Origin of the sequence: Streptococcus sp. CCH5-D3 (genome assembly GCF_001556435.1) — a bacterium.
Taxonomy (GTDB): Bacteria; Bacillota; Bacilli; order Lactobacillales; family Streptococcaceae; genus Streptococcus.
Genome location: NZ_LSIW01000097.1, coordinates 41,677 through 55,680 on the forward strand (window position 1 = coordinate 41,677; position 14,004 = coordinate 55,680).

9 protein-coding genes and 1 pseudogene are annotated in these 14,004 nt (G+C 41.2%); 4 read left to right on the forward strand and 6 right to left on the reverse strand.

Annotated features, from left to right (window positions below):
- Positions 1-471: 471 nt before the first annotated feature.
- From msrB to manA, 3 genes are all read right to left on the reverse strand, one after another.
- Complete coding sequence (msrB, locus tag AX662_RS06525) at positions 472-1,422, reverse strand: peptide-methionine (R)-S-oxide reductase MsrB (RefSeq protein WP_021143950.1); 951 nt, start codon at positions 1,420-1,422, stop codon at positions 472-474.
- Between the two features lie 126 nt (positions 1,423-1,548).
- Positions 1,549-2,877: a branched-chain amino acid transport system II carrier protein gene (brnQ, locus tag AX662_RS06530; RefSeq protein ID WP_037601016.1), complete on the reverse strand. Its 1,329-nt coding sequence runs from the start codon at positions 2,875-2,877 to the stop codon at positions 1,549-1,551.
- A 212-nt stretch (positions 2,878-3,089) separates the two neighbouring features.
- The gene (manA, locus tag AX662_RS06535) at positions 3,090-4,031 is read right to left on the reverse strand and encodes a mannose-6-phosphate isomerase, class I (protein WP_013990384.1); all 942 of its coding nucleotides are present in this window, start codon (positions 4,029-4,031) and stop codon (positions 3,090-3,092) included.
- Positions 4,032-4,406: 375 nt separating this feature from the next.
- On the opposite strand from manA, the gene AX662_RS06540 reads away from it, so the two are divergent.
- From AX662_RS06540 to AX662_RS06550, 3 genes are all read left to right on the forward strand, one after another.
- Positions 4,407-4,859 carry a DUF3290 family protein gene (locus AX662_RS06540; RefSeq protein ID WP_002885310.1) on the forward strand — a complete coding sequence of 151 codons (453 nt, stop codon included), beginning with the start codon at positions 4,407-4,409 and terminating at the stop codon, positions 4,857-4,859.
- Positions 4,856-5,488 (forward strand): DUF421 domain-containing protein, encoded by a 633-nt coding sequence (locus AX662_RS06545; protein ID WP_002885232.1) that lies wholly within the window; start codon positions 4,856-4,858, stop codon positions 5,486-5,488. Before AX662_RS06540 ends, AX662_RS06545 begins: the two co-directional genes overlap by 4 nt.
- Positions 5,489-5,554: 66 nt before the next feature.
- Complete coding sequence (locus tag AX662_RS06550) at positions 5,555-5,749, forward strand: CsbD family protein (RefSeq protein ID WP_013990383.1); 195 nt, start codon at positions 5,555-5,557, stop codon at positions 5,747-5,749.
- 66 nt (positions 5,750-5,815) lie between these two features.
- Here the strand turns inward: AX662_RS06550 and AX662_RS06555 are convergent, their stop codons facing one another.
- The 3 genes and pseudogenes from AX662_RS06555 to AX662_RS06565 all read right to left on the reverse strand — a co-directional run bounded on the left by AX662_RS06555 (position 5,816) and on the right by AX662_RS06565 (position 10,482).
- Complete coding sequence (locus tag AX662_RS06555; protein WP_060971961.1) at positions 5,816-8,461, reverse strand: carbohydrate-binding domain-containing protein; 2,646 nt, start codon at positions 8,459-8,461, stop codon at positions 5,816-5,818.
- 119 nt (positions 8,462-8,580) lie between these two features.
- A pseudogene (locus tag AX662_RS06560) lies at positions 8,581-9,023 on the reverse strand (ASCH domain-containing protein).
- 73 nt (positions 9,024-9,096) lie between these two features.
- Positions 9,097-10,482 (reverse strand): amino acid permease, encoded by a 1,386-nt coding sequence (locus tag AX662_RS06565; RefSeq protein WP_037601034.1) that lies wholly within the window; start codon positions 10,480-10,482, stop codon positions 9,097-9,099.
- Positions 10,483-10,808: 326 nt separating this feature from the next.
- Between AX662_RS06565 and AX662_RS06570 the strand changes: the two genes are divergently transcribed.
- A complete protein-coding gene (locus AX662_RS06570; protein WP_060971962.1) occupies positions 10,809-13,958 on the forward strand; it encodes a KxYKxGKxW signal peptide domain-containing protein in 3,150 nt (1,049 codons plus the stop codon).
- The last annotated feature ends 46 nt before the right edge of the window (positions 13,959-14,004 follow it).

A 14,004-nucleotide genomic window follows, 5' to 3' on the forward strand; every position in this document is an offset into this window, starting at 1 on the left:
CAATAACATAGTCCTTAGGACTATCTGAATGTTATCACAAAATCTAACAAGCGCTGTCATTACTTCTTAAGGAAATATCTTAGTATTCTCTTGCTAGTCTTGTTTTGGTAAGTTAAGACATATAAAATCATATTGGGAGGTTGGGAAGACTCATTATTACGTAAAGTACAATAATGTTTACAGACGCCAAAACCAGCAAAAGCCAAGGAGAAGGACACATTTACACTTGTCAGATTTCTCACTATTATAGTGTACTATTTTTTTATTTGAAACGTAAAACAATTTTGCCTAAATTGTTAAAAAATGTAATGAAAGGTCACTTTTTTGTCCTGAATGGTTAGGTTACATATCATGTTAGGTTTAAAAGGCTTTCATCTTATTTACATCTTCTTCTGTCATGAAAAAAGAGGTTAGAACCAAGGGGAACCAACCTCTTTTTAGTAAGTAATATCATTCCTTCAGAATACCTAATCAATCCACTTGATCAAGCAAGTAAGCATAGCCCTCTTTTGCCATGTCAGCTTTAGGAACAAATCGCGTTGCTACACCATTGATACAGTAGCGTAAACCACCTCTATCACTTGGCCCATCTGGAAAGACATGACCTAGATGAGAATCACCCACACGACTACGTACCTCAATACGATCCATATTGTGCGAATGATCTTCCTTATAGTTGGCTACCTCTGGGCTTATAGGGCGAGAGAAACTTGGCCAACCACAGGCCGAATCAAACTTGTCCTTGGACGAAAAGAGTGGCTCACCAGTCGCCACATCAACATAAATCCCAGGCTCAAACTGATTCCAAAGCGGACTCGTAAAGGCCCGTTCTGTTCCATTCTCCTGAGTCACAGCGTAGGCTTCTGGACTCAAACTTTCCTTAAGCTCCTGCTGATTTGGCTTGTGATAAGCACTAGCATCAATGACAGGACTAGCTGCCTGATTGACATTGATATGACAGTAGCCATTAGGATTTTTCTTGAGATAATCTTGATGATAATCCTCAGCAGGAATAAAGTGTTGGAGGGGCAACAATTCAACCGCCAAAGACTGACCGTATTGCTCAGTCATTTCTTGGAAAACTTGCTCGATAATCGATAAATCATTTGCATCCGTGTAGTAGACACCCGTACGGTACTGAGTTCCCACATCATTGCCCTGTTTGTTTTTACTCAGAGGATTGATGATACGGAAGTAATGTAGCAAAATCTCACGCAAGGACACCTTGCTAGCATCATAGGTCACCTGAACCGTTTCAGCGTGACCCGTCTGACCGATAAGCTCATAGCGAGTCGTCTCGCTACGGCCATTGGCATAACCCGAAACCGCATCAAGCACACCAGGCACACGTGAAAAATACTCCTCAACACCCCAGAAACAGCCACCAGCAAGATAAATCATATGATTATTTAGATTTGACATTTTTAACACTCCCTTCAATAGATACTTTCATCTCCACGCCTTAAGTGTAACGCTTTTGAGAAGATTTCGCACTTATAGTGACTTGAGGGAGAAAAAATCCCATCACATTGTGATAGGATTTTATGTTTATTCCATTTCGAAGCTTTCGCTCTTAATCTTATCTGGTAAGACGAGAGACAAGAGAATACACAAGATGGCTGGTATCAACCATGGCAATGATGCTCCTGACAATGGTAGGAAGTTAATAAGGGCATTTAGTCCTGCAAGCTTGAACTGGCTGCCAAGCACGCTAAGCAAGGCAATCAGCGTTACTACCGCAACTGTAACCTGCATACCAGGTTTAGACAAGGCCACGAACTTGTTGGCAATCACAATCATGACAATCGTAATCGTGATTGGGTAGAGAATCAAAAGCACTGGCACTGAGAAAGCAATGATATTGTTAAGTCCCAAGTTGGCAATCGCAAACCCAATCAAGGTAAAGAGAATGGCGTAAGCCTTGTAGGATACTTTCGGAAATGCCTTGTGGAAGAATTCTCCTGTCGCAACGATAAGTCCTGCAGTTGTTGTGAAACAAGTCACTGTCACCATGATAGCTAGGAAAATCTGAGCAGCTGGTCCAAAGATAGCTTGTGTGGCTTGTGACAAGACGCTAGCACCAATATTGGCATCTTTTGGTAGGCCTGCCACTTGGAGTGGGAAATGATTGCCCAAAAAGGCTAGTCCCAAATACAAAGCACCAAAGAGAAGCGTCACTACAAAACCAACGACCCAAATGGTAGAGATATACTCTTTCTTAGATTTAAAGCCTAGTTGGTTGAGAGTGACTACTGCCACTACACTGAAGGCCACAGAAGCTAAGGCATCCAAGGTGTTGTAGCCTTCCAAGAATCCCTTACCAAATGCAGAAGCTTGATAAGCTTGGCTAGCTACCTGAGGACTGTGAGCACCGTATTTAAGTGCTCCTGCCACAATAACCATAACAATCATAATAGCAAAGACAGGTGTTAAGATACGTCCAATACTATCTAGAATTTTAGATGGGTTCATGGCAATCCAAAGTGCTAAAGCAAAGTAGATTACGGTAAAGACAAAGAGCCAAAGGCTGGTATGTCCACTGCCAATCAAAGGCGAGAAGCCAATCGAAAAGGCTGCTGCTGCCGTTCTAGGAATGGCAAAGAAAGGACCAATAGACAGATAAAGGACTGCCAAATAGACTAGGGCAAACTTAGGCGAGATTTTTTGTGAAATCTCATGAATGTACCCCTTAGGATTTAGGGTCCCAATCACCAGCGTTAGGATGGCAATACCAATACCTGATAGGACAAACCCTGCAATCGCAGGCCAAAAATGACCTCCAGATTCAAAGCCTAGCTGAGGCGGAAAGGTCAGATTTCCGGCTCCAAAGAACATACCAAACAACAATAAAGCTGTAAGGCCTCCTTTTTTTAACATAAGTTTCTCCGATCTAAGACAAACAAGATATCATCTCAAAAAAGATAACTTGTTTATTACTATTTTAGTCAACTTACTTAGTATGACATGATTAGTTTGGAACTTCAAGCTATTCAGACTTATTAGGAAAGGTTTTTAAAATTGCAAATTTTCTGTATCATTGTACGAAAAAACTAGACAAGATTCTTATCTCGTCTAGTTTGATAGTTTAATTAAGGATGACTAACAATCAATTCAAGCTCTCCCTGAATTTCCCAAGCTTGAACATCGCTTGGTAGAATGAAGTGGCTTCCTTTTGCAATTGGATATTCTTGACCATCAACAAGGAGACTTCCTTGACCGTCAAGTACACTAAACAAACTGTAATCTGCAGTCTTTTCAAAATAAGCCTTACCTGAAATCTCCCATTTATAAACGGCGAAGAAATCACTTGCTACTAAAAGCGTTGATTTGAGGTCATCTACTTTTGTTGTGACTGGGCGACTGTTGGCAGGTTCACCAATATTTAGGACATCGATAGATTTTTCCAGATGGAGCTCACGCAGGTTGCCCTGGTCATCCTTACGGTCAAAGTCATACACACGGTAGGTTGTGTCACTTGACTGTTGGGTTTCAAGAACTAAGATACCTGCACCAATAGCATGCATGGTACCACTTGGCACATAGAAGAAATCACCTGCTTTAACTGGAACCTTAGTCAAAAGATTTTCCCAATCCTTACTTTCAATTTGCTGACGCAGTTCTTCTTTTGATTTGGCATTGTGGCCATAAATAATTTCAGCACCTGGTTCAGCAGCAATGATATACCAACACTCTGTTTTACCAAGTTCACCTTCATGTTCAAGTCCATAAGCATCATCTGGATGGACCTGAACTGAAAGCCAATCATTGGCATCCAAAATCTTAGTTAAAAGTGGAAAAACAGGTTCCTGACGATTTCCAAACAATTCACGATGCTCTGCATAAAGAACATCTAAAGTTTGACCGGCATAGCGACCATTTTTAATAGTAGAAACACCATTTGGGTGTGCGGAAATAGCCCAGTACTCTCCTACATGGTCGCTTGGAATGTCGTAGCCAAAGACATCACGCAAATGCGTGCCACCCCAAATCTTCTCCTGCATAACAGATTGTAAAAATAATGGTTCAGACATAAAAACTCCTTATATAAGAATGAATAGACTCAAAATCTATGTCTTAACATAGATGATTACTCACATCATGATAAATGAATCAGTTCCACTTTAAAGCGGATGTTCCAAAAATCACCTATAGCCAGTAAGCTCCATCATCAGCAAATCACAAACAGACTTTGACGAGTAATTACCTCAATTATAAGCATAATTTGTGAAAAATTCAACAAACTTATAAAGAAAAGAACAGAATTAGCAGGCTAACTTTCCGGATCACTAACCTTAATAGACACCTAAAAAAATATGTCCAGTTAAACGTTTTCCTAAATTCATCTATTTGAATTACACAAATTTTTAACCTATAATGTTATTGATATTATGAAAGGAAATCTCTCAATGAAATTCTATTCCTATGACTATGTGCTAAGTCAGATTAGCCAACAAAACTGGGTTATGGTTGCCATTACTGCAGGACTTATTTTAGTGACCGGTGTATTTGCTTTTAAAGCCTTCAAAGAACGCCATGATACTAAGTTTCGTGAACTCTCTATTATTTCTATTTTAACCTTAGTTGCCGTGGTTCTAATTGCTATCAGTAATTTCCAAAGCAATCAATCTAACAACGACCAATTTAGAGCATCTCTTCACTTTATCGAGGTTGTGTCTAAAAATCTTGACGTTGATAAGAGCAAGGTTTATGTCAATACTTCTACTACTACAGATGGCGCTATCCTCAAAGTTGGAAACAAGTACTATCGTGCCATCTCAGGTTCAGAACCTGACAGCTACTTGCTAGAACAAATAAAACTTTACAAGTCTGACGTTGAACTCGTGGAGGTTAAAAAATGACATCTTTTTATCTTACTGTTGCAATTAAACTAGCTTTGGGGCTTATTTCACTCGTCTTTGTTATCAATTTAACAGGTAAAGGAAACCTAGCACCTAGCTCAGCTACTGACCAAGTACAGAACTTTGTTCTTGGTGCAATCCTCGGTGGTACAATTTATAGTAGTACCGTTTCAATCCTCCAATATATCGTGATTTTGATTATTTGGACGATTTTGATTTTACTTCTAAAATGGCTAATTACCAATATTCTCTTTATCAAACATTTGATTGACGGTAAACCAACTGTCATCATCAAACATGGTCAACTAGATCCTGAAGCTTGTCGCTCTAAAGGACTTTCAGCCTCTGATGTCGCTTTAAAATTACGTTCCCAAGGAATTTTTCAACTTAAAGAGGTTAAACGTGCAGTTATTGAACAGAACGGCCAATTGATTGTGGTTCGTGCGGGTGATGAAAATCCGAAATACCCAATCGTTACTGATGGGGTCATTCAAACAGAAATTCTTGATACTATTGGTAAAACGGAGGATTGGTTAAATGAAGAGCTTCAAAAAATGGGATATGACAACATTTCAGATATCTTCATCGCTGAATATGATAAAGGAAAGATTAATGTTGTCACTTATTAAACAAAATACTTGCATTACCGTTTAATATTGTCTACAATGGTCTCATCATAAAAAGGAGGTTCTATCATGGGAATCGAAGATAAATTGAATCAAGCTAAAGGTGCTCTTAAAGAGGGTGCTGGTAAACTGACTGGCGACAAAAAGACTGAAATTGAAGGTGCTGTTGAAAAAGTTGTAGCAAAAGCAAAAGACGGTCTCGAAGATGTTAAAGAAGGCATTGAAGGTGCTGTTGAAGGCCTTAAAAATAGCTTTAAAAAATAAGACAAAAAAGAAGTTTTCAAGCCATTTGGCAAGAGAACTTCTTTTTATATGTTTTCTAAACTGAAATTACTTACGAGAATGCTTGCTTCCTTTAAGTGCAAATGATGTTGTCATAAGTACAGCTCCTAATGCACCTAATCCCAAGCTACTCACATCACCAGTATCTGGTAACGTTGATTGGTTTGCTTGGCTACTTTGTGAACTTTTAGCAGACTGATTAGCCTTAGAGCTTGTCTGACTATTTTGTTTTTGAGCAAAATCAGTCTGAACATTTGTTTTTGTAGCTTCCTTTTGGTTGGAAACTTCTCTTAGCTGACCTTTTGATTCCGCTTGGGAACTTTGATTTTGAGTAAGAATCTTATTCAATTTCTCAGCAGTCTCATGAGCTTGTTGTTGGGCACTGCTTGATGTATTGGTCATTGTTTGTGTCGATTGCTCTTTTGTAGGCTGGTTAGCGAGAGAGGTATTTGATTTAAGCGATGCTCCTTCAAAGCTTGAAGGATTTGATGTTGACGTACTTTGATTTGATAAGGCTGTGTTTGTTGCTGTCAGTGCTGAAGCATTGGTAGCTGGTTGATTAGCACTATTGCCTGTCGTAGTGCTAGTATTTGTTGAGCTTGAGCTACTTGTTTGACTAGCAAAGTTTGGTGGGGTTGGACGTCCTGTATTAGTCGTTTGACTTGTTGAACTTGTAGTACTTGTGCTAGACGTATTCTCAGAACTTATTGAACCAGATTGGCCCCATGGTGTGTTAATGCTACCAGTATTAGTTGAGCTTCCGCCATAGCTAGTCGGTCCCCCATAGCCTCCGAAATTATCAGACATTGAGGTATTGTCAAAGCTTCCACCTGGGAATCCACCCATTCCACCTGCACCAGGACCGTTGTTTGTGCCTTCTTCAGTAGCTGTTGCAGTGGCACTTGAACCACTTGAGGTCGTGATGGTATAGGTTTCACCCGAAGTTAGACTCTCGGTACTAAAGACTACATTTCCAAATGAAGACGTCGCTGTCGTTGTGGCAACAACATTTCCAGAGCTATCAGTGACTGTGATGGTGTCCCCTGCACTACCTGAAATGTTGGCCATGATATAAGATTGGCTCGAACCCGTTGTAAAGGCCTGAGCCATTCCTTGGTTACCAATAGCCCATACAGTACCACCCGAGATAATACCTGTCCCATCATAGTCGATAGCGGCATTATCTGCACTTGTCTGAGCGACATAGAGAGAACCACTTTTAACTGTCACATTCCCGTTACTGTCAATACCATCACCGTCTGCTAGGATTGTAACCGTTGCACCGTCAATATTGATGGCAACTTCATTTTCCAAATCAGAAGTCGAGTTGGTTAGGCTTGAAGTGTCTGCACTGTCCTTGGTCGTCCACTCAGTGGCGTTAATACCGTCATCTCCAGCAGTGATGTCAACGGTTCCACCTGTCAAATTGATATAACGTCCTTCAAGGCCTTCGTCACCTGCCACGACTGTTACTTTAGAATTGCCTTCAATGGTCAATTCATCCGTAACCGTGATACCTTTATCAGTCGCATTAATGGTTACCGTTGAGTCGGTAATTGTCAAATCACCACTATTCACATCTGTTTCGTCTTCGACTTGAATACCATCATCAGTTGCTGTGATGTTGACTATGGCATTTTTAATGGTTACAGCTGTCGTCGCATTGATGCCATCCTTGGCCTCAGAAGTCAAATCAAGCGTTACAGAGTCAACCGTTACACTGTCAGCCTTAATGGCGTGCTTTTCAGTACTTGAAAGGGTCAAGCTACTTCCAGTACCGCTGGTGATAGTCAAAGCTCCCGCTGCTTCGATGGCATTAGCAGAAGTCGAAGAAATGGAACTGTCTGAAAGGACATTCACCGTCAATTCTGCTGAGGAATTAGAAGTGATTGACGAATCTGTTAAGGTCACTCCATCCAAGTAGATTGTCACCGGATCCGTCACGCTACCAGACACAATAATAGTATAACTTGAGCCATTACCTGTTAGTGTATATGAACCTGATTGATTAATGGTAACGGTAGTGCCATCAACTGTTACTGTGCTACTATCACTCGTTACCACAGTTGTCCCATTAAAGGTAATCGTGGTCGTCGTGCTTTCTGAATCATCACTGCTAGACTCAGTTGTTGTTGTCTCAGATGTAGTATCTGAAGCATTGTTGGTTAAAACTGAAGCTGTCTCTGAAGCAGTCGCTTCAGTGGAGCTTGTGCTTGTATGAGTGCTACTGTTTTCATCTGTAGTAGTTGTAGCCGTTTCTGAAGTTTCATTAGTTGTTGTTGCAGCAGTTTCAGAAGAACTTGCTTCTGAAGTTGAGGATGTGCTTGACTGATTAGATATTTCACTACTTGACGATGTATCTGTTGTGTCGGATGTTGAACTTGTTGCTGACGAAGCCGTGTCGGAAGTTGTAGTTGTAGTACTTGTATCAGTGTCTGTACTTGTTTCAGTAGTATTTGACGCATCTTCTGTCTGCACACTTTCTTCAATCAAATCAGCAGTGGTTTCACCCGTCGTAACCGTTGATAGTGTTGATTCGGTGCTAGTCTCATCGGCTGAAGCCTTATTTTCATTTAAGACGACCGAGCTACCAAAAATTAAGCTCGCTACTAGGACTGAACCTGCAGTTTTCCATTTTGATGATTTTTTAATGGCGTAACGTTCTTGTGTTTGTTTCGTATCTTTGTATGTCATATGTTGGACCTCTTTCTTACTTTTGAGATGCCTCTATTAAACACAAGAAACCTAAGACAAGACTTAAAGAAAGGTTAATCTTTCCTTAAAGTAAAAAAATCCCAAAAACTTTGGAACTTTCATTCTATAGGATAAACTACTCTAAATTCTTCTAACACAACTAGACTGTCCTGACTAAAATGTAGTCCAACCTCATGCAACCATTTGCTAAAGAGGTCTCATGAAGCTCTCGCCAATAGGTTAACCTACGGTCTCCTTCACCTTCCTTGTAGGCATGGTCTTCAGAAACCTCTTTAAATGGGATGACCTCAACTTTCGTCGTTTCAATAATACAAATAGCATTCTCCTTACTATCAAGAATGACGCTCAGTTCATTTTCCTTGGGCAATGGTTCATTCCCCACTGCATACAAGTCAAAAGCTGAGCTGGTTGCTGTCTTTTGCCCCATCAATACGAGTTCTGCCAAATAATCTGCTTCCACGCCAAAAGCCCAGGCATCAATCTTATCTCCGATTGACTGATTTAAAATCTTATAGGCTTGCCACATCTGGTCTGATTTCATCAATCTACTCCTGCTTTTACTTTCCTTTCATTATACCAAAAAACGCTAGGCCTTCTGACCTAACGTTTTCATCTTAATACTTAGAATGTTTGTAACCGTAAAAGGCATAGATAACTGAACCGATTAGCACTGCCAAGCCAAAGGCTAACCATGTCTGCCAACTGTACTGACTCATAAAGGAGAGACAGACAATAATTGAAATAATAGGCAAGACCGGAACAAATGGAACCTTAAATTCGTCCTTTTGTGGCAACCCCTTATCCTTACGAAGAATAATGAGGGCAATAGCCAAGAGAACCAAGTAAGCCAAGGTCGCAATGTTAACCAAGGATGCCATATTGGCCAAGGAGAATATACCTGCTGAGATAGCTGACAAAACGCCTGTCAAAAGTGTCGCATGATGTGGAACCTTATTAGTCTTTGAAACCTTTTGGAAGGTTTGGGGAAGGAAACCATCACGCGCCAGGCTATAAACCATACGGCTAAGGGCATAGGCCATTGAAATACATACCGTAATCAAGGTCATAATAGCAACGACAGAGACGTAGTTGGCTGCCCAAGAAATACCGATATAGCGAAGGGCATAAGCCACGGCATCGTCGACATTCAACTTGGTATAGTGAACCACTCCTGTCAAGACGAGAGAAACCACTGCATAAAGTGAAGCCACAATAATCAAGGCAAGAACGATACCTCGAGGAACGTTCTTTTGCGGCTCTTTAATCTCGTCTACGGTCATAGAGATAGACTCGAAACCAAGGAATCCAAAGAACATGAGAGAGGCACCAGCCATAATCCCAGTTTTTCCTCCATAAATCTGACCAAACCCAAATGGTGCAAAATCTGCCCAGTTGCTAGGATTCAAATGGAAGAGGCCCACTAAGATAAAGACCGCCAAGGCTGAAAACTTGAGCACTACCAAGAGGGAGTTCAAACGAAGGGCCTGCTTGGAATTCATGAGAAGAAGAGCCGTCACCAAGACCAAGACCAAGACTGGCAAAAGATCAATGTAAGTACCTTGACTGGGATTGAAAGGTCCACTGATAGCTTGAGGCAACTTAAGACCAAAGCTAGCAAGTAGCCCCTTGAGGTAAGCACCCCAACCAGAGGCAACACTGGATACGGCATTCATAAAGACAATCATGGTCAACCAGCCACCCATCCAGGCAGGATACTCCCCCCAGACAGCATAGAGGTAACCATAGACACCACCGGCTGATGGGTAACGTGAGGCAAACTCGGCAAAGAAAATCGCTGACATCCCAACACACACTGCTGAAATCAAGACTGAAATAATCAGGGCAGGACCAGCCAGAGTCGATGCCGCGGTACCAGTAATCGTAAAGATTCCTGTACCAACCATGGCACCGATTCCCAGCAGGACCACATCCCTAAGGGTCAGATGTCGTTTCATCTCAGTCTGAGCGAGACCGACATCCTTTTTACGAAAAATACTCATTTTTATACTCCATTTTTTGCGAAATACCGAACTATTATACCATATTTCTTGGTCTAAATGGACCTTTTTCTGTATTTTTATACTTTTATTGGGGAATGCTATGTTGAAGATGGGGACTTCCAGTGCTTACTTTTTAATTTTCCATACATCTCGATTAAAAGAAGCTTGCTAAAGTAGTCCTTTAGCATTCTTTTTTGTTTCTCAAATCCTTATCTGGAAAGAATTTTCAATTTTTAGAAAAAAACATGAAAATCTTATGAATGCGTTTGATTCTTCTAATGAAAGATGTTAGAATGGGGTCATTAAAAAGGAAAAGGGGAACTTTTATGGAAAATAAAGTTCATTTTAAACTTCATAAAGTGAAAAAACAATGGGTTACCATTGCCGTGTCTGGTTTGGCACTTGGTGCCTCATTGATTGGAGTTGGTGTCTCTGCCGACGAACAAGCTACAAATCAAGTTACCTCAGCTAGCACACCTGAAAGTGTCAGCCAGGATCCTGATCATTTCGTCACAGAAACAACTGTAGCTACAGCAAAAGCTGATCAAGTCGCAACCAATAGTGCAACTGATACAACTGCTACTGTCACAACTGATAAACAACCAGTCCTTAAAGAAGACCAAGCAAGCAGCACTTACAATTTGTCTAGTGGCGAAACGAGAACTGCTACTTCAACTTCAGAAACAGCTAGCACAGTCACTGAAGTAAACAGTCAAGCACCAGAATCTGTTGAAACTACTGTCGTTTCTGGCGGTCAATTCAAGAGCGATGCTGAGGGCAACTGGTACTATCTCAAAGATGGGAAAAATTTGACTGGTGCCCAAAACGTTGACCATTTCGACCTTTATTTCCACGAGGATGGCAAGCAAGCCAAGGGTGAGATTATCACAGAAAATGGACAATCTTTCTACTATGACAAAGCCAATGGACGTAAGGTAACCAATACCTCTATCAACATCGATGGTCAAGCCTACAATGCTGATGCCCAAGGTCGTTTGACAGCAGTTCTACCTGAAACGAACAAACGCAACCAGTTTATTGAAGACAACAACCACAACTGGTATTACCTCGGCAAAGATGGGAAACCCGTCACTGGTGCTCAGAATATCGATGGCTTTAACCTCTACTTCCACGAAGATGGTCGACAAGCTAAAAACGAAATCGTCACTATTAATGGTGATAGCTACTATTTCGATAAAGACAATGGACGTCGCGTAACAGGTCTACAAGCTCTTAACAACGTCAACCATAAATACTTTGGCTTTTACTACTTCGACAAAGATGGCAAGATGGTCAAAGATGACTTCATCACTGAAAATGGAAATCTTTACTACTTTGATGCTACTGGTAATCAACCTAATTTTGTCTTTGTTTCGGATAAAGCTGGAAACTGGTATTACATCAATGACTTCAAGGCAACTAAAGGCTTCTCAGCCCCATTTGGTTTCCAAACCGAATTTCTAGACCGTAGCCAGGCTCACTACAAGACAAGTGTTCAAAACCTGAACGGACAACAGTATTACTTTGACCCTAAGACTGGTATTATGGTAACCAACCGTTATGTTTCTGACGATAAAGGGAATTGGTATTACTTTGGTAAAGATGGTAAAGCGCTTCATGGCTTTCAAACTGTAGACGGTAGCCTTCACTACTTCAATGACAATGGTCAACAAATCAAAGGGGACTTCCTTTACTACGGTAACGATATCTACTATTTCGATAAAGATAATGGAAATCCAGTAACTAACCAATTTATCAATAGAGACAACTCTTGGTACTACTTCGGAGCTGATGGTAAAGCCGTGTCTGGTTTCCAAACCATTAACGGACAGAACCTTTATTTCCACGAATATGGTGTACAAGCCAAGGGACAACTGGTTACTGTTGGTGGCAAAACCTACTACTTCGATCCAAATACAGGTGACAAGTGGGTTAATCGCTCACTTACCTTAAACGGTACGGTCTATAACTTTGATAGCAATGGTGTGGCGACTACTAAAGCTGACCAAACCACAAATCGAAATCAATTTGTTCAAGGTACTGATCAAGAATGGTACTACTACGATGCTAATGGCAAAAAGGTCACTGGTTTCCAAACTATTAACAAGGACCTCTACTACTTCAACGATAAGGGCCAACAAGTCCGAGGAAAGATTTTCAACCTAGGTGATAACCACTACTTCGCCAACAAAGACACCGGTGCTGTCCTACGTAATGCCTTCTACCATGATAAATCTACTGGGCGTTACGGTGACTTCTCTGAAAACATCTACTACGCTGGCAATGATGGTGCCTTCAAGACAGGCTGGTTTGAAGTTGATGGCAACCGTTATTATGGTAGCGACTATTCTGATGACGACACACCTAAAGGAAACCTCTACACAGGAGTTATCAACTCTCAACTCTTTAGCCCAGATGGAAAACTCTTGACAAACGGTCTCTATCCTGAGTTCAAGCGTACTGGTGAGAATTCGTATGAACTTGAAGGTGTCTATGTTACAGATGCCGACGGTAATATCAAAGAAGGTCCTTATCAATATGATGGTAAGATTCTTGGATCTAAATATAGTAACGTCCGCCAATCACAATGGTCAACTATTGACGAATGGGACATTCTTAATGGTCACCTCTACCATTTCGACTCAACACCAATGACCTTCACAGCACCAAATGGTCAAAAAGTGACCACAAACGTTGCCATTGCAACAACTAACAAGGCCCTTACTTATCGCGGTATAACCTTTAATTTTGATGCCAAGGGTATTGATGCGACAAAAGAAAAAGCCATCCACTTTGACCAATTGCAGACGGATCGTAGCGGCACAAGTTATCTCTATGAAAATGGTCAAAAAGTCACTGGCCTGAAGACCTTTGATGACGTCAGTTACTATTTCTATGAAGATGGCCGTCAAGCCAAAGGCACAGAGGTCACAATCAATGGTAAGACTTACCAATTTGACCAATTGACTGGTATCATGACTCGTAACTCCTTTTCAAAATCATACAACTACGAAGGTTCTCCACGCTTTCCATTCTACCCAACACGCTACTATGGCAATGACGGAGCTGCTCTGACAGGTTGGCAAACCATCAACGGCAAGAACTACTACTTCCGAGCTAGCGGAAACCTTGAAACAGGACGTTTTGTCATCGGGGACAGAGCCTATAACGCTGATGACAATGGCGTAGTTACTGACCGCAAGGGTGAACCTGCCTACCGCAATCGTATCGTCTACGATAAGGGCGACAACTATTATTACAATGATAAAGGTGAGAAAGTGACCGGCTTCCAAGAAGTTGACGGCAAGGTCCTCTACTTCGACGCTGAAGGCAAACAAGTCCTAGGACGCTTTGTCACAGTTGATAATTACACCTACTATTTCGACCCTAAAACAGGTGAAAGATACACTAACCGCTCTGTCCTCATCGACGGTAAACTCTATACCTTCGATAAAGATGGACATGTGGTGTCTTAAGATGAGATGAAACCTGAAACCGAGACGAAAGTCTTGGTTTTTTTGG

What these genes read in the sequence shown, in the direction of transcription:
- brnQ (WP_037601016.1), bottom strand. Translation starts at nt 2,877, where the DNA reads ATGTTAAAAAAAGGAGGCCTTACAGCTTTATTGTTGTTTGGTATGTTC.
- AX662_RS06555 (WP_060971961.1), bottom strand. Translation starts at nt 8,461, where the DNA reads ATGACATACAAAGATACGAAACAAACACAAGAACGTTACGCCATTAAA.
- msrB (WP_021143950.1), bottom strand. Translation starts at nt 1,422, where the DNA reads ATGTCAAATCTAAATAATCATATGATTTATCTTGCTGGTGGCTGTTTC.
- manA (WP_013990384.1), bottom strand. Translation starts at nt 4,031, where the DNA reads ATGTCTGAACCATTATTTTTACAATCTGTTATGCAGGAGAAGATTTGG.
- AX662_RS06540 (WP_002885310.1), top strand. Translation starts at nt 4,407, where the DNA reads ATGAAATTCTATTCCTATGACTATGTGCTAAGTCAGATTAGCCAACAA.
- AX662_RS06545 (WP_002885232.1), top strand. Translation starts at nt 4,856, where the DNA reads ATGACATCTTTTTATCTTACTGTTGCAATTAAACTAGCTTTGGGGCTT.
- AX662_RS06565 (WP_037601034.1), bottom strand. Translation starts at nt 10,482, where the DNA reads ATGAGTATTTTTCGTAAAAAGGATGTCGGTCTCGCTCAGACTGAGATG.
- AX662_RS06550 (WP_013990383.1), top strand. Translation starts at nt 5,555, where the DNA reads ATGGGAATCGAAGATAAATTGAATCAAGCTAAAGGTGCTCTTAAAGAG.
- AX662_RS06570 (WP_060971962.1), top strand. Translation starts at nt 10,809, where the DNA reads ATGGAAAATAAAGTTCATTTTAAACTTCATAAAGTGAAAAAACAATGG.